The following is a 21,569-nucleotide window of genomic DNA, read 5'->3' on the forward strand; positions in this document are numbered from 1 at the left end:
TTTGAAAAGAAATCCTTTTTATCAACATGGTCAGTTCAGTCTGTGTGGCAGGAAATTGTCATAAGAGTGAACCGTTTATGCCATTGTCAATCGTCCATTCCCGAATCGTATGTCGTTCACTGTCAAAATTGACTCCTACCTTTACAACGGGCAATCCGCACAGGGCGAAGCGTTCGTCATAATGTTTCAAATCGATTTGCTGCATGGCTTCGGCTGCGCTCTTGTTTAGTTTCACTTCTATAATATATAAGGTATGGGCGGTGCGCATCACCACGTCTACCCTTCCTGTAGCAGTATGCACTTCCACATCCACATAATAGCCCATCAGGCTGAAGATGATGTAGAGTACCTGCTGGTAATGTCCTTCGTAGTCGGTATTGTCAGTATAGGGAACGGTAGACAGGAATGTCTGCAAAAAATGCAAGGCTTCATCCATATTGTCATTGTGCAATTGTTCTGCCATTAAGCCCAATAAAGTTCCTACCGGTTCTGTATCGGGCACATAGTTCTGTATCAAGTTGCTCATCAGCCCTAAGCGTACTTCCCGGTTAGGGATATCAAGGGTGTAAAGCTGTGCAAAAGCCGCATAATCCTTGATGGTAAGGTAACCGCTTTGATACAGCAGTGGGGTTACATTGGTCATCCGCTCAATAGGGACATCAAAATTTTCCTGTCTTACTTTCCGGCCTCCAATTTGCTGGGGAGCAACCTGATATTTACGCAGCATCTCTATCAGATAAGTAGGCGTTCCGCTTCCGAACCAATAGGAATTCAACTCCCCTTCACCGAATGCATTCATCAGGCTGTAGGGATTATAGATGTCGGGCGAGGGCCATGTAAAGTGATAGCCGTCATAATAGCTTTTCAGCTTATCCAACAGATTTTCTTTTGTCGTATCCAGCTTGTCCGCGAACACATCCAAGTCTGCATCCATCTGCGTGCGCATCTCTTCTTCGGTTATGCCGCAGATGGCTGCATACTCTTTTGTCATGCTTATGTTTTGGATGTTGTTCAGTTCGCTGAAGATACTGAGTTGCGAGAACTTGGTGATGCCCGTCAGGAAGACATAGCGCAGGTAAGGGTCGCATGCCTTGAGGGGACTGTAGAAGTTGCGCATCACGTTCCGCAGGGCAGGCAGGTCCCGGTCTTCGTGCACCACGTCCAAGACCGGCGCATCGTATTCGTCTATCAATACAACCACCTGCCTGCCGTATTTGGCATACGCATCCATAATCAGGTTCGTCAGCCGGATATTCGTATCTTGCGCTTCACGCGCCGCAATCCCCAACCTGATTTCATTGTTCTGAAGCAAATTGTGCAAGTAGCGCGTAAGTGCATCTTTGTCCATGTGCTTTCCCAAGCTCATGTCGAAATGCAGCACGGGATATTGCGTCCATTCCGTTTCCAGCTTTTCGACGGCAAGCCCTTCGAACAACTCCTTCCGCCCTTCGAAATAAGCATGAAGCGTACTTGTCAGCAACGACTTGCCAAACCGTCTGGGACGGCTCAGGAACATATACACGGAATTAGTATGTGTCATGCGGTATACATACTCCGTCTTATCAATATACAAATAGTCTCCTTCTCTTATTTTAGAGAATGTCTGAATCCCTACGGGATATTTCTTTAATGCGGGCTGGTTCATACGACTCATACATTTTGCGTTTCCACAAAAGTAAGCATTTCCGTTGACTTTTTCTTTTCTTTCGGGAAGAAATTGGCTTATAAACAACCGAGCATATGCCGCAAGATACTTTCCCCTTCCCCATAAGGATAAGGCACGGCACATACGATGACAAGCAGCGTGCATACGATGACGAGCAGTACGATGATGTTCCAGCGTACCAATACCGGAGGAATGGTGCCGATGATGCGCCGCACCTTCTCCGAGCGAAGTTCAATACCAGCGTCTAGTTGGTAAGAAACGACTGCACCCGACTATGGTCACTCATGCGCTGCAACAGGTCGCCCATCAGTTTCGTGTCGAAGAACGGCATGGGCAGCTTCAGCAGTTTGATGAAGAAGGCGCTCACCAGCGAGATGTTGATGCGCATGGAGATATGCAGCAGCCAACGGCGGATAAAGTCGGTCGAGGTGCGCCCGATGACAATCATCAGCTCGCCCAGCAGTATCAGCCAAATTAACCGGATATCTTGGTGCTTGATGCCCAAGTCAACGATCGCTTGCGTAAGGAAAGGCAGGATGAGCTGCAGCAGGCTCCCTACGAGCAGCCCCAAGGCAATCTGCACGAAGTACCGGCGGTATTGTTTCAGGTATCCCATCAGGAAGCGGAACGAGTGTATGCCTTCCGCCTCATCTCCTTTCGGCCTGCCGAACTCCGGGGTAGGCTCCAGAAACATGGCGACTCCTTTTTCCTCCCCTTGCGAGGTGGTGCTTATCCAGTGACTCTTGAATTCTTCCTTAGTATATCTGATTTTCCCTTTGCCCGGGTCGGCGATGTAGAAGTTTTTCCCTCTCCTTATTTTATATAATACCACGAAATGGTTCTGGTTCCAGTGGAGGATGCAAGGAAGAGGGGCTTTGGCTAATTGTCCGATAGTCATGCGGCCGCAAGTTGTATTCAAGCCCAACTTACAAGCCGCTTCACTGATTCCCAATAAGGACACGCCTTCCGTAGTTGCAAAACAACGGTCGGCAAGCTGCTCCAACGTGTATTCTTTATGATAATAGCTGCATATCATCTGCAGGCAAGCTATGCCGCACTGCATGGAGTCGTGCTGAAAACGGAAAGGGAATTTCCTCATAAACATCTCCTCCTCAAAGCCTTGCCTTTTCGGCTGCACCGGAACCGCTTCCCTGGTATTTCTTCACTTTCGACGAATTGAATTTATAACTCAATGTCAGGATGACAATCCTCGATTCGTCATGGTTGGTCTGATGGATAAACGTATTGGTATTGTAGAATTTGGCTTTTAGGTGATACGTGTCAAAGATATCCCTCACCTTCAGGTTTACGTCCAGGCTTCCGTTAAAGAACGAACGGTACAGGCTTGCGTCCAACCTCCAGAAAGAAAAGAGCTCCGCATGCTCGTAGCTTCCCCTGCTTTGGTAATTGAAATCCAAACCGAAGACAAATCCGGCGGGCAGCTGGAAGGAATTGTTGAATGTGGTCAGGAAAACAGGATTATCGAATTTCTTCTCATGCCCATTGTATATGTCTGAAAACCATTGTGTGGTTAGTCCTAAAGACAATACCGGCTTCCAGATACCGAATGTCGGCGAGAGGCTCGCGAGTGCATTCATGCGGTGAATCTTGTCGAAGTTCCTGTTAGTTATATACATGATTTTTCCGTTGCCCTCATAAGGCTCGTTAATCGTCATGATGGCATCTTTTTCGTGTTCGTAAGCTAAGTTGAAATACAGCCACTTCCACGAAGCGGACAAGTCAAGGCTTTGCCTTTTCGACGGTTTCAGGAAAGGATTTCCTCCTTGATATGAGTACCGGTTGTTATAGGTAACATTACCGTCCAACTGGCCATAGTCCGGACGTGTCTGTCTTTTCCTGATTTTACTAGACACTTTTTCTTTTGATAAACTAATTCAGTAGACACTTCCTTCACTTGTGGTACTGTATAAGTAGCCACTCTCCTGAAAGCTGTGCTTTTTTAGTTGCCGGATACCCCGGACATGCAGAGCCCGGCCTTGTTGTTTGGCAAAACCGGATGCCCTTCGACAGGGCATTCGATTTTTGGTCAGGTACTCCGGCATACGCTTTCGCCCTGCCCTGTCGTCTGGCTTTGCAATGATACGTCATTATTTTCATTTTTGGACGCTTTGGGGGCATATTTTTTCTTCTTCCACATCTTTGTTTTTTATTGGATTTTTTGACTGGTTCGTTTTACTTTCCCAAAGGGTAGCTCAATTCTTTATAAGCGGTGGCGGGGATGATTTTCACTTCTTCTCCGCATAAAAGGAACAGGGCGTTGCCCACTTTTCCTATTTGTTTGCCGGTTAATGTTTCGTTATTTTGATACCGGACGGTAATGTCTTTTTTCTGGGGTACGGCATTGTAAGTGTATACGCCATAAAAATAGGCTCCATAAAATATATAGGCGGTAATGACAAAGATATAGCTGGCGGGCTTATACCAGCTTCTTTCGGCCCATTTAAAAGTCCATTTCTTATAGGACTTTGGAAAATGTTTTTTCCAAAGCTTGTCCATTTTCATGGTGAAGAGAACCAGCAGCATTGAGCCGAAGATGAAAAGCAGGATGTGCATGTCTTCGAATGGAGAAATCAGGAAGTCGAAGACCGATGCGTATTGGAAGATGTTCAGTCCGAACATTTCGAATCTGAAGTAATTGAAAATCATGCCGATGATGACCATAATGAGGTAACCTATCGGCAGGAAACGGGAGAGTTCTCCCGTTACCCGTTCATAGGTATTCTTTTGCGTTTCGTTTTCCATTGTTTTGCAAGTGCATATTTTATTTCATATATTCCGCCTCCGCGTCTGTTACAATCAGCACTCGGTCGGCTCCCTGCATGTAGGGGGCATCGTACTGGAAGTCGGTGACGCGGTTTTCGAACTCGCCGATGTATTCGGTGGTTCCGTCTGTGGGGCGGAACCACCATGCTTTTTTCTTGTTTCCCTTGATTCGGGTCAGGTCGATTTGCATGGGGCGTGCGCTGTAGTTGTACACCAGCAGGTAGTCGTCTCCGCGGGTGGCGATGAGGCGGTCGTAGCGTTCGCCGTTCGTCCCGGCTATGACGCTTTGGTCGGGGACGCGTTCGAAATAGGGGAAGCGTAGCATCAGCTCCTTCAGGTATTTCATTTGGTTGAAGCCGGGAGCGTCCAGTGCCTCCATCCATGTCTTATCGGCTCCGTAGGCAGGGGCATAGCCGGGGCGGTAGAACTGCATGATGGAATTGTGGCCGTAGGTGTGTCCGCACGAGCCGGCAAAGACCGACCAGTAGGCGTAGCGGCGCACGTCGTTTGCCGTCCAGCGGGGTTGGGCAGGGTCGTGCAGTCCGTGCGGGATGTCTTCGTAGCTGGGCTCGGCATCGAGCACGGGCTTCAGCGGACGGCAGGCAAGGCTGGCTTCTACGTACCGCCAGTTGTCTTCCGCCACGTTGCTGTCCGCCAGGTTGTCGCCGTCTCCCTTGCGCTGGCCGTATCGCCGGTGCCCGCTCTGGAACATGTTGAAGTCGAGCCACGGGGCATCGTTGAACCATGTGGCGGACATTGTTCGTCCGAAGGGGTGGAAGGTCATCAAGTGGTTCTTGTCGATGGCACGGATGCTCGTTGCCAACGCTTCCCATACTTCGGTCTTGACATCACCCCGCGTGTCTCCTCCGATAATCCATACGATGTTGGGGCAATCTTTATAGCGGTTGGCAAGGAAGGTACCGTATTGTTTGGCTTCTTCTTCGTTCATAAAGCCGCTTCGCACCAGTCCGCCCCAGATGCAGACCATACCTATATAAATGCCTTTGCTTTCGGCGGCGCGGACGATGTAGTCCATGTGGTCCCAGTATCCGTACGTGCCTTCACGGTCGATGCGGCTGAAGTCGAATCCGTCGGGCATGGACGCTTGCCCGTAGGCGTTGGTGGCGGGCACGCCGTTGACGGTCTGCACTTGCACCACGTTGTAGCCTGCCTGCCGGCAACGCTCCAGGTAGAACGACACTTCATCGCGGTTGAGCCGTTCGGGCATCAGCCAGCCCGTGTCGCCCAGCCAGAAGAAAGGCGTCCCGTTTTCGTGCATCAGGTAACGTCCGTTATCGGACACTTTCAGTTTCCCGTTTTCCCAGGGGAGTTGCGTCGGGCAAGCAGTAGATGCCAGCAGGCAGCTTGCGGCGGCGAAGAGGAGTTTCCGTAAAAATGTTTTCATGGTCTTAAATGATAAAAAGTTATTGTTTTACTTTATTGAACGCAAAGACGCAAAGGCGCAGAGGAATAATTTTAAGAGAAGGCAAAAGGCACGGAGCCAAATGAGCTCTGCGCCTTTGCGTCTCTGCGTTCAATAATATTTATCCGGCGGTAAAGATAAGTAAATTTGCGAATACCTGCTGAATAACATGCCAAAATGTTTATGTTTTCGGTCAAAATGTGCATGATAGCGTATGAATATTTCGCTTATCTTTGCGAACAAAAGAAAATTTGGTAACATTAAACTCGGAACAGGCTATGACAAAATGCTTTTTCGCCGTCGACCTCGGGGCTACCAGCGGGCGTACGATAATAGGCTCTTTCACTCAGGAAGGACTGGTAACAGAAGAAATGAACCGTTTCCCCAATCATATCATCGAGACAGGAGGACACTTCTACTGGGATATCTACGAACTTTACCGGAACATTCTGGAGGGGCTGAAACGGGCTGCGGCGCGTGAGGACATCGAAATCACCTCGATCGGCATCGATACGTGGGGCGTGGATTTCGTGTGCGTGGGCAAGGACGGAAGCCAGCTCCGCCAGCCTTATTCGTACCGCGACCCGCATACCGAGGGCGCTCCCGAGAAGTATTTCAGCCGGGTGCCGCGCAGCCGGGTGTACGGGCTGACCGGCATCCAGGTGATGAACTTCAATTCCATATTCCAGCTCGACACGATGCTCCGCCACAAGGACAGCGCGCTGGAAGCGGCTGATAAGCTGCTCTTTATCCCCGACGCGCTGAGCTATATGCTCACGGGCGAGATGGTGTGCGAATATACCATTGCCTCTACCGCCCAGCTGGTGAACGCGAAGACGCGCCGCCTGGAGCCCGAGCTGCTGAAAAGCCTGATGCTGGACGAAGACAACTTCGGCCGCTTTGTCTATCCGGGCGAGACCGTGGGCACGCTTACCGAAGAGGTGCAGCGCATCACCGGGCTGGGAGCCGTGCCCGTGATTGCCGTAGCCGGACACGATACGGCATCGGCGGTGGCTGCGGTTCCTGCGCAAAACAAGAACTTCGCTTACCTGAGCAGCGGCACGTGGTCGCTGATGGGGGTGGAGACCGATGCGCCGGTCATCAACGCCGATACCGAAGCTTTGAACTTTACGAACGAAGGCGGAGTGAACGGTACCATCCGTCTGCTGAAGAATATCTGCGGCATGTGGCTCTTGGAGCGTTGCCGTGCCGGATGGGGCGAGACTTCCTATCCCGAACTGATAGCCGAGGCGAATGCCAGCGAACCGTTCCGCAACCTGATTGCGCCCGATGACCCTGTCTTCGCCAACCCTGCGGATATGGAAGAAGCCATCAAGGCGTATTGCACGGCACACAAGCAGCCTGCCATCGAGACGCGCGGGCAAATCGTGCGCTGCATCTTCGAGAGCCTTGCCTTGCGCTACCGCCAGGTGCTGGAAAACCTTCAGACGCTTTCGCCCAATCCGATAGAAGTGTTGCACGTCATCGGCGGAGGAAGCCGCAACGAACTGCTCAACCAGTGGACGGCAAATGCCATCGGCATCCCCGTGGTTGCGGGCCCGTCGGAAGCTACTGCCGTGGGCAATATCATGATTCAGGCGCTGGCTGCCGGAAAAGCTACCGACATCCAGCTGATGCGCCGCTTCGTGAGCCAGGCGATTCCGCTCAAGACCTTCCAGCCCCAGCACAAAGAGGTATGGGACGCCGCTTATTTGCAGTTTAAGACGGTGACGCAATAATATAAAATAGGAGTTAAGCCAATAGTTTTGTTGGTGGAAGCATTGGTGAAGGTATCGGCTTAACTCCTTAACTTCATAACTCCTTTGAATCAACTTATTCATTAACATAAAAAACAATACTATTATGAAAGAAGAACTCGTAAACAAAGCGTATGAAATCGCGAAAGAACGCTATGCGGCTGTAGGCGTAGACGTGGAAAAAGTAATGGAAACCATGCAGGACTTCCACCTGTCGCTGCACTGCTGGCAGGCAGACGATGTCATCGGATTCGAAACCGGAGCAGGCTCGCTGACCGGAGGTATCCAGACCACCGGAAATTATCCCGGACGTGCACGCAACATCGACGAGCTGCGCCAGGATATCCTGAAAGCCGCTTCGTACATTCCCGGTACTCACCGCTTGAACCTGCACGAAATCTACGGTGACTTCCAGGGTGAACCCGTAGACCGCGACCAGGTAGAGCCCCGTCATTTCCAAAGCTGGATGGACTGGGGAAAAGAACACAACATGAAGCTCGACTTCAACTCTACTTCCTTCTCGCACCCGAAAAGCGGAAGCCTGACATTGGCTAATCCCGACGAAAGCATCCGTCAGTTCTGGATTGAGCACACCAAGCGTTGCCGTGCCGTGGCGGAAGCGATGGGCGAGGCACAGGGCGACCCCTGTATCATGAACGTATGGGTGCACGACGGAAGCAAGGACATCACCGTGAACCGTATGAAATACCGCGAACTGCTGAAGGATTCGCTCGACCAGATTTTCGCTACCGAATACAAGAACATGAAAGACTGCATCGAATCGAAAGTGTTCGGCATCGGGCTGGAAAGCTATACCGTAGGCTCGAACGACTTCTACATCGGCTATGGCGTATCGCACAACAAGATGATTACGTTGGATACCGGTCACTTCCACCCGACCGAGAGCGTAGCCGACAAGGTTTCGTCGCTCCTGCTCTACGTGCCCGAACTGATGTTGCACGTGAGCCGTCCTATCCGTTGGGACTCGGACCACGTGACCATTATGGACGACCCGACACTGGAACTCTTCCAGGAAATCGTGCGTTGCGGCGCGCTCGACCGCGTGCACTATGGCCTCGATTATTTCGATGCCAGCATCAACCGCATCGGCGCGTACGTTGTGGGTAGCCGTGCGGCACAGAAATGCATGCTCCGCGCACTTCTCGAACCGCTTGCGCAGCTTCGCCAGTACGAAGCAAACGGCCAGCTGTTCGAACGCCTCGCCCTGCTGGAAGAAGCCAAAGCGTTGCCTTGGAACGCCGTATGGGACATGTTCTGCCTGAAGAACAACGTGCCGGTAGGCGAAGATTTCATTGCCGAGGTAGAAAAATACGAGGCAGACGTGACATCGAAACGCGGTTAAGGCCTCTCCGGATCTCGGATAGCACCAATCCTGCAGGATAAGTGCCATCGGAGGCTCGGATAGTGCCAATCCTGCAGGATAAGTGCTGTCGGAGGCTCGGATAGTGCCAATCCTGCGGGATAAGTGCTGTCGGAGGCTCGGATAGCGTCAATCCTGCAGGATAAGTGCTGTCGGAGAATCTTATTGATTATTCTAAAAAACGATTCAGATAATGGATATAGTAATCGGACTATTGATTATTGCTATCGGCGCGTTCTGCCAGTCGAGCTGTTACGTGCCGATTAATCGGATAAAAGACTGGAGCTGGGAGTCGTACTGGCTGGTTCAGGGCGTGTTTGCCTGGCTGGTTTTCCCGCTGCTGGGTGCGTTGCTGGCTGTTCCTGCGGGACACAGCCTTTTTGAGTTGTTTGCCGGTGCAAGCGGGCTGGATGTGGCAATGACCATCCTTTTCGGTGTGCTGTGGGGCGTGGGCGGACTGACTTTCGGGCTTTCGATGCGCTACCTTGGCGTGGCGCTGGGACAAAGCATCTCGCTGGGCACGTGCGCCGGTCTGGGCACCATTCTGGCTCCGGTGATACTGAACGTCTTCTATCCCGAGGCGCATCATCTGGAGAAGCTGACGGCTTCGGTCATTATCGGTGTAGTGGTGACGCTTGTGGGCATTGCCATCATCGGCGTGGCGGGCAACATGAAGTCGCAGAGCCTGAGCGAAGAGGAGAAAAAGGCGGCGGTGAAGGACTTCAATTTCCCGAAAGGCATCGCCATCGCCCTGCTGGCAGGGTTTATGAGCGGTTGCTTCAATGTGGGGCTGGAGTTCGGCTCGTCTATCCACTTCGAGGAGTCGGCGGATATGTTCAAGACGCTTCCGGCAACGTTCCTCGTCACGCTGGGCGGTTTTGTGACGAATGCCGTGTATTGTTTCTTCCAGAACGGGAAGAACCGCACGTGGGGAGACTATCGTAAAGGCAATGTATGGACGAATAACCTCGTCTTCTGTGCCCTGGCTGGCGTGTTGTGGTATAGCCAGTTCTTCGGGCTGGCACTCGGCAAGGGCTTCCTCACTTCGTCGCCCGTGCTGATGACTTTCGCCTTCTGCATCCTGATGGCGCTCAACGTGGTGTTCTCGAACGTATGGGGCATCATCCTGAAGGAATGGAAAGGCTGCTCGCCGAAGACCATTACGGTATTGGTCATCGGTCTGGCGGTGCTCATCGTGTCATCGTTCCTGCCTCAGTTGCTGGGGTGATTTTTATATTATAGGAAACGCAGATTAACGCGGATTCACGCAGATTATTTTATAAGTTTTCAATCTGAGAAATTCAGCATTAACTTGTGTTCCCCTAAACATAAACTTATAAGTTATAGAAACACTGATTAGTGTGGGTTATTCATTAATTTCTAATCTGCGAAAATCTGCGTTAATCCGCGTTTCCCAAAAACATAAACTTACAAACTCATAATTATGGAATCAATATTGAACAACCGTCCGGCACTGGCTGCCGAGATTGGTAAAGTAGCAGAAGTCGCAGGCTATCTGTGGCAGAAAGGCTGGGCTGAACGCAACGGCGGAAACATCACCATCAACATCACCGAATACGTGGACGATGCCATCCGCACGATGCCCGCTATCAGCGAAGTGAAACAAATCGGTGCGGTACTTCCCCAATTGAAGGGATGTTATTTCTATTGCAAAGGCACGCAGAAACGGATGCGCGACCTGGCACGCGACCCGATGGCAAACGGCTCGGTTATCCGCATTCTGGACGATTGTGCCAGCTATGTCATCATCGCCGACCAGCCGGTGATGCCTACTTCTGAGTTGCCTTCGCACCTGAGTGTGCACAACTACCTGCTTTCGAAGGGTATGAACTACAAGGCATCGCTCCACACTCACCCCATCGAACTGGTGGCGTTGACCCATAACCAGAAGTTTATGCAGAAGGATGTCGCTTCCAACCTCTTGTGGAGCATGATCCCGGAGACGAAGGCATTCTGTCCGCGCGGCTTGGGAATGGTTCCCTACAAATTGCCCAGCTCGGTGGAACTGGCTGAGGCGACCATCAAGGAACTGGATGACTACGATGTGGTGATGTGGGAAAAGCACGGCGTGTTTGCCGTAGATACCGACATCATGGCGGCGTTCGACCAGGTGGATGTGCTCAACAAATCGGCACTGATTTACATCGCGGCGAAGAACATGGGCTTCGAACCCGAAGGCATGAGCCAGGAGCAGATGAAGGAAATGTCAGTGGCTTTCAATTTGCCGAAATGATGAGTTTTTCACCACAGATTACGCAGATTAAATAATTAATTTTCTAATCTGTGTAATCTGTGGTGAGATAAAAATAACCTTTAAACAAAACAGAACTATGTACAGAATGATTTTGAACGAAACCTCGTATTTCGGTGCGGGATGCCGCGAAAGCATTGGCACGGAAGCGCAGCGCAGAGGTTTCAAGAAAGCGTTTTTCGTGACCGACAACGATTTGATTCGTTTTCACGTAGCAGATAAAGTGATTGAAGTGTTCGACAAGAACAACATCCCTTACGAAGTGTATAGCGACGTGAAGGCAAATCCCACCATCGCCAACGTGCAGCACGGCGTGGAGGCTTATAAAGCTTCGGGAGCCGATTTCATCGTAGCATTGGGCGGAGGCTCGGCGATTGATACCGCCAAAGGCATCGGTATCGTGGTGAATAATCCCGAATTTGCCGATGTGCGTTCGTTGGAAGGGGTTGCCGATACCCGCCATAAAGCGGTTCCGACTTTTGCATTGCCTACTACGGCAGGTACGGGAGCCGAAGTGACCATCAACTATGTCATCATCGACGAGCAGGCTCAAAAGAAAATGGTATGTGTCGACCCGAATGACATCCCGTGTGTAGCGATTGTCGACCCCGAATTGATGTATTCCATGCCCAAAGGCTTGACCGCCGCTACGGGTATGGATGCCCTGACCCACGCCATCGAAAGCTACATTACGCCGGGTGCGTGGCTGATGTCGGATATGTTCGAACTGAAGGCTATCGAAATGATTGCCGGGAACCTGAAGGCTGCGGTAGATAATGGCAACGACCCGGTGGCGCGTGAAGCAATGTCGCAGGCACAATATATCGCCGGTATGGGGTTCAGCAACGTAGGGCTGGGCATCGTACACTCGATGGCTCATCCGCTGGGTGCGCATTATGACACACCTCACGGCGTGGCAAACGCATTGCTCTTGCCTTATGTGATGGAGTATAATGCCGAATCGCCGGCGGCTCCCAAGTATATCCATATCGCCAAGGCAATGGGAGTGGATACGGAAGGCATGACCGAGGCAGAAGGAGTGAAAGCAGCCATCGAGGCGGTGCGTGCCCTCTCGCTCAGCATCAACATCCCGCAGAAGCTGCACGAAATCGGTGTGCGCGAGGAAGACCTGCACCAGTTGGCAATCGATGCCTTCAACGATGTCTGCACCGGAGGCAATCCGCGTCCCACTTCGATAGAAGACATCGAAGCCCTGTATCGCAAGGCATATTGATATCTTTTTATATAAAATGGAGGAGGCCCGTTGTGGTCTCCTTTTTAATTTGTATATTTGCCATAATCCGTAAAATCCACACGTATGGCAAAATTATACAATGATACAGGCATGGAACTGAAGTACTTGATTGTGAACGACAGAGACCGGAGCTTCGGGCTTTCAATCAATACGGTAGGTTATCAATCGATTCGTCCTAATTCTCCTTATCCGGTGCGGAATCATCCTACAGGATATTTTTTTAATGCCCAAAAAGGACGTGTCTTGCGTGAATATCAGTTGCTTTACATTACAAAAGGAGAGGGCACCTTCGCGTCGGACAATACGCTGGAGCGTAATATCGGAAAGGGGAATCTGATTGTGCTTTTCCCGGGCCAGTGGCATACGTACGGACCTAATAATGAAACGGGGTGGAATGAATATTACATAGGTTTTGAGGGAAGTGTAGCAGACCAGCTTGTTAGAAACACGTTTCTTGCCCGGGATAATCAGGTGTTGGATATCGGGCTGAATGAAGAACTGACTTTTCTTTTTTCGAGGGCATTGGAAATTGCGGAAGAAGATAAAACGGGAGCCCAACAATACTTGGCTGGAATCTTGTTGCACATGATTGGCTTGGTGCTGTCTGTTTCGAAAAATAATATATTTGAAAGGGATAATGTAATGGGGAAGATGGAACAGGCTAAAATCATCATGAGTGAGAATGTATATGGCGAGATTGACCCTGAGCAGTTGGCGGCTCGGATGAACATCAGCTATTCTTGGTTTCGGAAAGCGTTTAAGGAATATACGGGTTATGCGCCTGCCAAGTATTTTCAGGAATTGAAATTAAGGAAAGCCAAGCAATTGCTGGTAGGGTCTACACATTCGGTGAAAGAGATTTGTTATATGTTGGGCTATGCGTCGACGGAGCATTTTTCGAATTTATTCAAAAAGAATACAGGGTTGACACCGGTCAAATACCGCTCTTTCGGTCGGGATATGAAATCCGAATAGCTTTTTCTTATCATATTGGCATATAAATATTGTATCTTATGTTTTATCAGAAAGTAATCCGGTATATCCACGAGAAAGAGTTGTTTACGAAAGATGATAAAATCGTGGTGGCATTGAGCGGGGGAGCCGACTCAGTAGCTTTATTGCGCGTTTTGTTGCAGGGAGGATATACGTGCGTAGCGGCTCATTGTAATTTTCATTTGCGTGGGAAAGAATCTGATAGGGATGCTGCTTTTGTGCAAACATTGTGTACGAAGTTGCAGGTGCCTCTGCATATACATGATTTTGATACGAAATCTTATGCGGAAGCGCATCGGGTTTCCGTGGAAATGGCTGCCAGGGAATTGCGTTATGCCTGGTTCGAAGAAGTGCGTAAGCAAGAGCGTGCGCAAGTCATCGGAGTTGCCCATCATCGGGACGATAGTGTGGAAACTTTTTTGTTGAATTTGGTGCGTGGTACAGGCATTCAAGGATTGAAAGGGATTGTGCCGAAGAATGGGGCAATCGTCCGTCCTTTATTAGATGTAGACAGGACGGACATTTTGGCTTTCTTGGCGTCTATAGGGCAGGATTATGTCATGGACAGCACCAATCAGAGAGACGAGTTTACCCGTAATAAGCTCCGTTTGAACGTGCTTCCTTTGTTGAGGGAAATTAACCCTTCGGTAAGTGAAACGATAGCAGAGACGGCACGGAGGCTTTTTGAAGTAGATGCGGTATATCGTGTGGCGATTACGGAAGCTTGCCGGAGAGTGAAAGAAGGTGAAGACCGGATTGATATAGCCCGCTTGCGTATGGAAACGGCTCCGCAAGCGGTCTTGTTCGAATTGCTTTATCCTTTGGGTTTCAATGCGTCACAATTGCAGGATATTTTCCGTAGCCTTGATGCGGAATCGGGACGGTTGTTTTATTCTTCCGGATACGCGGTGCTGCGTGACCGGGATAGCTTGATTATAAGGAAGCGTGAAGGAGAATCCCCGGCTTGGATATTGCATCAGGAAACAAAAGAGGTGAAGGAAGGCTTTCAGGTACCGCACGATGTGCATGTCGCTTGTCTGGACGCTTCGAAAGTGACCGGACCGCTGGTGCTCCGTAAATGGCAGGCAGGTGATAAATTCGTTCCTTTCGGAATGCGTGGCTTTAAGAAAGTGCGTGATTATTTGCGTGACAGGAAATTTTCCCGTTTCGATAAAGAAAACCAGTATGTAGTGTGTGCGGGAGAGGATATTGTCTGGCTGGTAAATGAGCGTACGGATAATCGTTTCCGTGTAACGGAGCGTACACGGAAGGTGATTATGCTCCGCATAGAGAAAGAAGGCTTGCAGGGGTGAAAAATATCTTTTATCTTTGACCATAGGATTTTTAATTGAAAAAAGTATCGATATGCATTCAAAACCGTATGATTATCTGATTGTGGGCGCCGGGCTTTTCGGCTCTGTATTTGCCTACAAAGCGAAGCTGGGAAATAAGAAGTGTCTTGTTGTAGACCGACGTTCTCAGGTGGGTGGAAACCTTTATTGTGAAAATCAGGAAGGGATTCATGTACATAAATATGGGGCGCATATTTTCCATACATCCAATAAGGAGGTATGGGATTTTGTAAATTCGATTGTGGAGTTCAACCGTTATACCAATTCGCCCGTTGCCAATTACAAGGGGAAATTATATAACTTGCCTTTCAACATGAATACCTTCTATCAGATGTGGGGCGTGACGACTCCTGCCGAGGCAAAGGCCAAATTGGACGAGCAAAGGGCGGAAGCTGTGGCTCGGATGAAGGAACAGGGTATTTCTGAACCGCGTAATTTGGAAGAACAGGCACAGGTATTGATTGGAAAGGATATTTATGAGGCATTGATAAAAGGATATACCGAGAAGCAATGGGGGCGGAGATGTGCAGAGCTTCCGGCTTTTATCATCAAGCGTCTTCCGGTACGGATGGTGTTCGACAATAATTATTTCAACGATAAATACCAAGGAATCCCTATCGGCGGATATAATGTGCTGATAGAGCGTTTGCTGGAGGGAGTGGATACCCGGTTGGAATGTGATTTCTTCGCGCATCGGGAAGAGTTGGAACCGTTGGCTGATAAAATCGTCTTTACCGGAGCGATAGATGAATTTTACGGTTATCAGTATGGCAAATTGGAGTACCGTACCGTCCGGTTTGAAACCGAAACGTTGGATATGCCCAATTATCAGGGGAATGCCGTGGTAAACTATACCGAGCGGGAAGTTCCTTATACACGTGTCATTGAGCACAAGCATTTCGAAATGTTCGGAGCCGAGGTAGAGCAATGTCCGAAGACGGTTATCTCGAAAGAATATAGTTCGGAGTGGTCGGAAGGAAGCGAGCCTTATTATCCGGTGAATGATGAAAAGAACAATTGTCTTTATCTTAAATATAAAGCATTGGCTGATATGGAGCCGAATGTGATTTTCGGAGGAAGATTGGCTGAATACAAGTATTATGATATGCATCATATTGTAGAAAAAGCCTTGAATTATTTCAAGTGAAACCCATAAAAAAAGATACTCCAGCCATTCTCTAATGGTTGGAGTATCACAACACAAAAACTAAACTAGACTTAACTAAACTATTCAATAAGAAGTTTCACAACTTCTGTTGTTATTATGTACAAGCAAATATAAGCCTTATATTTAGAAGTGACAAACGTATTGCAGAAAAAACGACTTTTTGCTTAGCTAAAAATAGTTAAATTCGAGAATAACTTTAAACAATATGTTCGTTAACATAATTTTGAAGCTCTTGCTTATAGCTGTCGGAGACCGGTATATAATCTTTTCCGAATACAATGCGTCCCTTGTCGATAATTTTTATCTTTTGTTTTTGTACGATAAACGAGCGGTGTATGCGGATAAACCGCTCGGCCGGAAGTTTTTCTTCCATAGACCGCATGCTGATTAAAGACAGGATGGGTTTTTCGATTCCCTCTAAATGAATTTTGATGTAATCTTTCAGTCCCTCAATGTACAGTATCTTGTCGAGTTCGATTTGTATCAGCTTGTAGTCACTTTTTACGTAAATGTATTTTTCCATGTTTTCTGCGGGTTGCGGAGAAGAATGGCTTTCTGCTTTTTGCTGGAGTTCGAACCAATGAATTGCCTTGTTGACGGCTTCCATAAAATCGGTGTAACTGATTGGCTTTAAAAGATAGTCTAAGGCGTTGACACGGTATCCGTCTATGGCATATTGGTTGAATGCGGTGGTAAAGACGATGCGGGTGTTCTCGGTCACCATGCGCGAAAACTCCAGCCCGTTCAGTTCGGGCATTTGAATGTCTAGAAATAAGAGGTCGGCAGGATGTTCGGGCAAGTACTTCATTGCCAGTACGGCACTTGAATAGCTTCCGCAGAGTGTTAATGCCGGTGTCTTTTTTACGTAACTTTCCAGTAGCCCTAATGCCAAGGGCTCGTCATCGATGATAGCGCAACGTAGATTCATATTGTCGTTTTTTTAGTGTGAATGGTGTAAGTTGATGTGAATGGAAGAAATATATTCCTTTCCGTCCGCTGAAAGGTTTTGTTTCCATTGATAATTTCCCGGGTAAATCAGTTCCAGGCGTTTGCTTACCTGTTCCAGTCCGATGCCTGACCCGCTTTTGTCGGTGCGGGTTTTAGGGTGGTTGCTGTTCCGTATGTTGCAGCATATTTGTTCTTCGGTTTCGGTTATGGCAATGCGGATAAAGCTGGGTTCGGTTGGTGAAATCCCATGTTTGAATGCGTTTTCGATTAATGAAATAAAGATAAGCGGTGCGATGGGAGTCTGGCTGTTCGGCTTGATGTCGAACGAGGTTTCTATGCTGACTTGCGGAGAAACACGGATGCGCATCAGTTCGATGTAATTTTTAATGAAATCAATTTCTTTTATTAGCGGCACAAACATTTGCTGGTTATCGTAGAGGACATACCGCAATAGTTTGCTTAACTCTTGCACGGCTTGTTGGGCTTTTTCGGTATCGAATGCAATCAGGGCGTAGATATTGTTCAGTGTGTTGAGAAGGAAATGTGGGTTCATTTGGTTGCGGAGGTTCTTCAGTTCGGCTTCGGTACGGCTCTTTACGGCTTCCCGCCGTTCTGCCTCGGCCTTGTTCCAGCGGATACTCATGCGGATAGCTACACTAAGTCCTGTAGAGAATATCAGGCCCGACATGTCGCGTAAGTAGAAGATGAATTGGGGAGGCAGGGGGCGGTTGAAGTCAGGGGGCGGAGGGCTGAGCAGGTTGTTCAGGTAGCGCAGGCAGAAAGTCATGCAGATAATTACAATGAAGTTGGCGAGCAAGAACCGTTTGGTATGCCCATGGAACAGGATATAAGGGATGAAGATGAAATAATTCAGGTAGAAAATGAAGAATGAGGATGCCGGGAAAAGGCTGTGATGCAAGAAAGCGTCCCAGTCAATCGTTCCGTTGGTGCGTTGCACGAAAAAAAGAGGGAATGCGAAAAACAGTCCCCAGCAGATGATGTGTATCAAGGCTTCCAATGAATGGCGGTGAATGTCGGTCGTTTGTTTCATAGCGTGTAAAGTAATTGATGTGCAAAGATACAGGTAATTTTTGAAAAATCCGGCTGCAGGGAGCAAGCTCCTGAATGCAGCCGGATTAAAGAAACCAAAGTTATGAAGAACAAAGTTATTTTAGCAGAACTTTCACAAGCTCCGGACTAAAATCAAACGTAGTGCTTTTATTCGTAGCGCAGGGCTTCAATCGGGTCAAGGTCGGCGGCTTTCTTTGCCGGATACCAGCCGAAAAAGACTCCTGTCAGCGTACATACGGCAAAAGATAGCAGGACGCTCCACGGCTGGATAAAGACCGGCCAGTGTGCCACGGCTTTGATGACAAAGCTGGCTCCGCATCCCAATATGACCCCGATCAGTCCTCCCGTGATGCTGATAAGAATGGATTCTATCAGGAATTGCGAGAGTATATCGATGCCTCGTGCTCCTACCGACATGCGCAATCCGATTTCGCGGGTGCGCTCGGTGACCGAAACATACATGATGTTCATGATTCCGATGCCTCCTACGACGAGCGAAATACCTGCAATGCAGGCGAGCAAAGTTGTCATAAGGTCGGTCGTCGTATTCAGCATCGAACTTAATTCTTGCTGGGTGCGGATGGTGAAGTCATCTTCATCGCTTGCCTTCAGCTTATGCTCGCGTCGCAAGATGGTCGTGATTTCGTCTACCGCTTCCTCTGTCATGTCTTCGGTCAATGCCGATGCAAATATACCACTTAAATAGGTTTGCGCCAACAAACGTTTCATAACAGTTGTATAAGGAGCTAAAACAATGTCGTCTTGGTCTTGCCCCATGGAGTTATATCCTTTTGATTTCAACACTCCGATGACCCGGAGCGGAATCTTGTTGCATCGGATGATTTTTCCGATAGGGTCGGTCCCGTCAGGGAAAAGGTTGTCGACAATGGTTTTTCCGATTACGCATACTTTTGCGGCGGTGCGGATATCGTTGTCACTGAACTTTTCTCCTTGTTCCACCGTAAGCTGGCGGATTTCCAGGTAATCATTGCTGCATCCGGTCACCGATGAAGGATAGTTGTTTGAGCCTGCAATGAGTTGTCCGGATGAAGATACATTGGGGCTGATAGCGGCAAGGTAAATGCATTCCTCATGCAGCTTTTCGTAGTTTTCCAGTTTCAATGTCTGCATGGAAGAGGGGTCTTGGCGCACTCCGCCTCGCATTTCGGCTCCCGGATGAATCATAATCATGTTGGAACCCATTTCCGAAATCTGTTGCTGGATGCTTCGTTTAGACCCTTGTCCGATGGCAAGCATGGCGATGACCGAAGCTACGCCGATGATGATTCCCAACATGGTGAGAAAGGCGCGCAGCTTGTTGTTTGCCAAAGCGCGAAGTGCTATTTTAAATAGGTTTGTTCCGTTCATTTCTATTATTTCTTTGTATAGGTGATTCTTAAATGCCGAATCATCTGGTTTCCTAAAGAAGGTAGAATTATCCTCTTTTTTTCTGTTTCTTTTTAATAAAGTGTGCCCGGTTGTGCCGCCGTTCTGTTTTTATGAGTCATCTTCATCGTTTTTAGGCAATGTCGCAAGTGTTTCGGCTGCCGACAAGATTTCCGGATTCACTTTGTCTTCTATCACATGCCCGTCGCGGAGCCGGATGTTCCGGCTGCTGTATTGGGCAAGGTCGGGATTGTGGGTGACAAAAATGATGGTGCGTCCTTCAGCATGCAGCTTTTGGAACAGTACCAAAATCTCAAAAGAGGTCCGTGTGTCAAGGTTTCCGGTAGCTTCATCTGCTAAGATGACGGCAGGGTCGTTTACTAAGGCACGGGCAATAGCTACACGTTGCATTTGGCCTCCCGACATTTGGTTGGACTTGTGTTCCAATCGGTCGCCCAACCCTACTGCAATGAGTGCCTGAACGGCTCTTTTACGTCGTTCAGCAGCGCTGACTGCAGGGTTATACATCAGCGGAAGCTCAACGTTGGCTACGGCAGTGGTTTTAGGAAGAAGGTTGTAATTCTGAAATACAAAACCAATCTTACGGTTGCGCAAGATAGCGCGTTGCGATTTGCTCATGGTGCGCACCGATACGCCATCCAGATAATATTCTCCGCTGGTTGGGGTATCAAGGCAGCCCAATGTGTTGAGCAATGTGGATTTCCCGGAGCCGGAGGTGCCCATGATGGTCACGAATTCTCCTTCGCTGATGGTGAATGAGATGCCTCGCAATGCGTGTACCACTTCATTACCTACGATGAAATTCCGCTTGATATTCTGTAGCTCGATAACCGTTTTGCTCATATCCGTACAATACCTTTTATTTCTTGTCTTTATTTTTGTTTTCTCCCGGAGGTCCCGGCATGAAAGGGCTTCGTTCGCCTTGTGCTTCGCTTTCGGACATTTCCGGAATAGTGTTCGCTACTACGGCTTCGGTCACTACGGCAGTCCCCTCGCTGATGCCTTCCATGATTTCGGTCTTGGAACCGTCGCTGATTCCGGTTTTTACCGGATGGGCAGTAAATACATCGTTCTCTAATGTCCAGACTTTGTGAGGGCTGTCGCAATCTTTTATTTCCCGTCCGCCTGCAATTTCCTTACTGGGAGTAAAGCGCAGGGCTTTTGCCGGAACGGTCAGTACATTATCATGTATTAATGTGTAAATGGTTACATTGGCAGTCAGGCGAGGCTTTAGTTTTAAGTCCGGATTGTCGGCGGTGATGACCACTTCATAAGTGACTACTGTGCTTTCACTGCTTGAGGTGGAGCTGCTGCTCGAACTGCTGTTGACGCTTCCTAAACGGACTTGTCTTACTTCCCCTTCGAATACATCATCGGGGTAGGCATCTACCGTAAACGTAACCTTTGCTCCGTCAGTAACTCCTGCAATATCAGCTTCGTCCACATCGGCTACTACTTGCATTTGGGTCAGGTCGGCTGCAATGGTGAAGAGGGTCGGAGTTTCAAATCCGGACGCTACGGTTTGCCCTTCCTCTACATCTTTGCTGGTTACGATTCCGTCAATCGGCGAAGTGATGGTGGCATACGACAGGTTTCGTTCGGCTTTCGAAAGTTCTGCCTGGCTTTGTTCGTACGTGCTTTTTGCACGCTGGTAATCGTAAGTCGATTGTTCGTAATCCGTATCGCTGATTAATTGCTTTTCGTGTAGTGTTCTGTTCCGTTCGTATAACTTCTTTTGGTATTCGTATTCCGCTTTTGCGCCGTTATAGGTGGCTTGTGCCGATTGCAAGTCGCTTAATAAGGTGACTTTATCCATTTCGGCAATAACCTCTCCTTGTTTGACAATGGAGTTATAGTCCACATAAATTTTATCGATAATGCCGGAGACCTGCGTACCGACTTCCACTTCGGTTACAGGCTCAATGGTTCCTGTGGCTGTAATGGAATTGCTTACACTCCCTGTTTGTGCCTTTTCTGTAGCAAAGTCCACTTTGTTCTTGGCTTTAGCTCCACCGAATATCCAGCATCCTGCAATAATCATTACAACGATGACCGTAATGATAATTATCGTTTTCTTGTTTTTCATCTTGTT

Annotated in this window: 18 protein-coding genes and 1 pseudogene; 8 read left to right on the forward strand and 11 right to left on the reverse strand. The window is 48.8% G+C overall.

Annotation, left to right across the window (positions count from 1 at the left end; translation table 11 throughout):
- Positions 1 to 58: 58 nt before the first annotated feature.
- The 6 genes and pseudogenes from BACSA_RS13200 to BACSA_RS13220 all read right to left on the reverse strand — a co-directional run bounded on the left by BACSA_RS13200 (position 59) and on the right by BACSA_RS13220 (position 5,855).
- On the reverse strand, positions 59 to 1,645 hold the full coding sequence (locus BACSA_RS13200) for an ATP-binding protein (RefSeq protein WP_013618534.1): 1,587 nt from the start codon (positions 1,643 to 1,645) through the stop codon (positions 59 to 61).
- A 77-nt stretch (positions 1,646 to 1,722) separates the two neighbouring features.
- Positions 1,723 to 1,881 (reverse strand): hypothetical protein, encoded by a 159-nt coding sequence (locus BACSA_RS20255; RefSeq protein WP_169311457.1) that lies wholly within the window; start codon positions 1,879 to 1,881, stop codon positions 1,723 to 1,725.
- Between the two features lie 35 nt (positions 1,882 to 1,916).
- Positions 1,917 to 2,765 (reverse strand): annotated as a pseudogene (locus BACSA_RS13205) (cysteine peptidase family C39 domain-containing protein); the annotation flags it as partial.
- Between the two features lie 13 nt (positions 2,766 to 2,778).
- On the reverse strand, positions 2,779 to 3,540 hold the full coding sequence (locus BACSA_RS13210; RefSeq protein ID WP_013618537.1) for an outer membrane beta-barrel family protein: 762 nt from the start codon (positions 3,538 to 3,540) through the stop codon (positions 2,779 to 2,781).
- A gap of 319 nt (positions 3,541 to 3,859) precedes the next feature.
- Positions 3,860 to 4,429 carry a hypothetical protein gene (locus tag BACSA_RS18960; RefSeq protein ID WP_013618539.1) on the reverse strand — a complete coding sequence of 190 codons (570 nt, stop codon included), beginning with the start codon at positions 4,427 to 4,429 and terminating at the stop codon, positions 3,860 to 3,862.
- Between the two features lie 19 nt (positions 4,430 to 4,448).
- Complete coding sequence (locus BACSA_RS13220; protein WP_013618540.1) at positions 4,449 to 5,855, reverse strand: glycoside hydrolase family 140 protein; 1,407 nt, start codon at positions 5,853 to 5,855, stop codon at positions 4,449 to 4,451.
- A 296-nt stretch (positions 5,856 to 6,151) separates the two neighbouring features.
- On the opposite strand from BACSA_RS13220, the gene BACSA_RS13225 reads away from it, so the two are divergent.
- The 8 genes from BACSA_RS13225 (at position 6,152) to glf (ending at position 16,030) form a co-directional block, all read left to right on the forward strand.
- Positions 6,152 to 7,612 carry a rhamnulokinase gene (locus BACSA_RS13225; protein WP_013618541.1) on the forward strand — a complete coding sequence of 487 codons (1,461 nt, stop codon included), beginning with the start codon at positions 6,152 to 6,154 and terminating at the stop codon, positions 7,610 to 7,612.
- A 121-nt stretch (positions 7,613 to 7,733) separates the two neighbouring features.
- A complete protein-coding gene (locus BACSA_RS13230; RefSeq protein WP_174490731.1) occupies positions 7,734 to 8,993 on the forward strand; it encodes an L-rhamnose isomerase in 1,260 nt (419 codons plus the stop codon).
- A gap of 211 nt (positions 8,994 to 9,204) precedes the next feature.
- Positions 9,205 to 10,239, forward strand: coding sequence for an L-rhamnose/proton symporter RhaT (gene rhaT, locus BACSA_RS13235; RefSeq protein WP_013618543.1), 1,035 nt, complete (start codon positions 9,205 to 9,207; stop codon positions 10,237 to 10,239).
- A 216-nt stretch (positions 10,240 to 10,455) separates the two neighbouring features.
- Positions 10,456 to 11,265, forward strand: coding sequence for a rhamnulose-1-phosphate aldolase (gene rhaD, locus BACSA_RS13240; protein WP_013618544.1), 810 nt, complete (start codon positions 10,456 to 10,458; stop codon positions 11,263 to 11,265).
- Positions 11,266 to 11,362: 97 nt separating this feature from the next.
- Positions 11,363 to 12,517: a lactaldehyde reductase gene (gene fucO / locus BACSA_RS13245; protein WP_013618545.1), complete on the forward strand. Its 1,155-nt coding sequence runs from the start codon at positions 11,363 to 11,365 to the stop codon at positions 12,515 to 12,517.
- 84 nt (positions 12,518 to 12,601) lie between these two features.
- Entirely contained in the window at positions 12,602 to 13,513 is a 912-nt protein-coding gene (locus BACSA_RS13250; protein WP_013618546.1) for an AraC family transcriptional regulator, read from the forward strand.
- Positions 13,514 to 13,551: 38 nt separating this feature from the next.
- On the forward strand, positions 13,552 to 14,844 hold the full coding sequence (tilS, locus tag BACSA_RS13255; RefSeq protein ID WP_013618547.1) for a tRNA lysidine(34) synthetase TilS: 1,293 nt from the start codon (positions 13,552 to 13,554) through the stop codon (positions 14,842 to 14,844).
- Positions 14,845 to 14,896: 52 nt separating this feature from the next.
- Positions 14,897 to 16,030 (forward strand): UDP-galactopyranose mutase, encoded by a 1,134-nt coding sequence (gene glf, locus BACSA_RS13260; RefSeq protein WP_013618548.1) that lies wholly within the window; start codon positions 14,897 to 14,899, stop codon positions 16,028 to 16,030.
- A 217-nt stretch (positions 16,031 to 16,247) separates the two neighbouring features.
- Here glf and BACSA_RS13265 read toward each other — a convergent pair whose 3' ends face one another.
- The 5 genes from BACSA_RS13265 to BACSA_RS13285 form a co-directional block, all read right to left on the reverse strand.
- Positions 16,248 to 16,979 (reverse strand): LytR/AlgR family response regulator transcription factor, encoded by a 732-nt coding sequence (locus tag BACSA_RS13265; RefSeq protein ID WP_013618549.1) that lies wholly within the window; start codon positions 16,977 to 16,979, stop codon positions 16,248 to 16,250.
- Positions 16,980 to 16,991: 12 nt separating this feature from the next.
- A complete protein-coding gene (locus tag BACSA_RS13270) occupies positions 16,992 to 18,050 on the reverse strand; it encodes a sensor histidine kinase (protein WP_013618550.1) in 1,059 nt (352 codons plus the stop codon).
- A gap of 167 nt (positions 18,051 to 18,217) precedes the next feature.
- Complete coding sequence (locus BACSA_RS13275) at positions 18,218 to 19,438, reverse strand: ABC transporter permease (protein ID WP_013618551.1); 1,221 nt, start codon at positions 19,436 to 19,438, stop codon at positions 18,218 to 18,220.
- 129 nt (positions 19,439 to 19,567) lie between these two features.
- Complete coding sequence (locus tag BACSA_RS13280) at positions 19,568 to 20,320, reverse strand: ABC transporter ATP-binding protein (RefSeq protein ID WP_013618552.1); 753 nt, start codon at positions 20,318 to 20,320, stop codon at positions 19,568 to 19,570.
- 16 nt (positions 20,321 to 20,336) lie between these two features.
- Entirely contained in the window at positions 20,337 to 21,563 is a 1,227-nt protein-coding gene (locus tag BACSA_RS13285; protein ID WP_013618553.1) for an efflux RND transporter periplasmic adaptor subunit, read from the reverse strand.
- Positions 21,564 to 21,569: the final 6 nt, after the last annotated feature.

Origin of the sequence: Phocaeicola salanitronis DSM 18170, from assembly GCF_000190575.1 — a bacterium.
GTDB lineage: Bacteria > Bacteroidota > Bacteroidia > Bacteroidales > Bacteroidaceae > Phocaeicola > Phocaeicola salanitronis.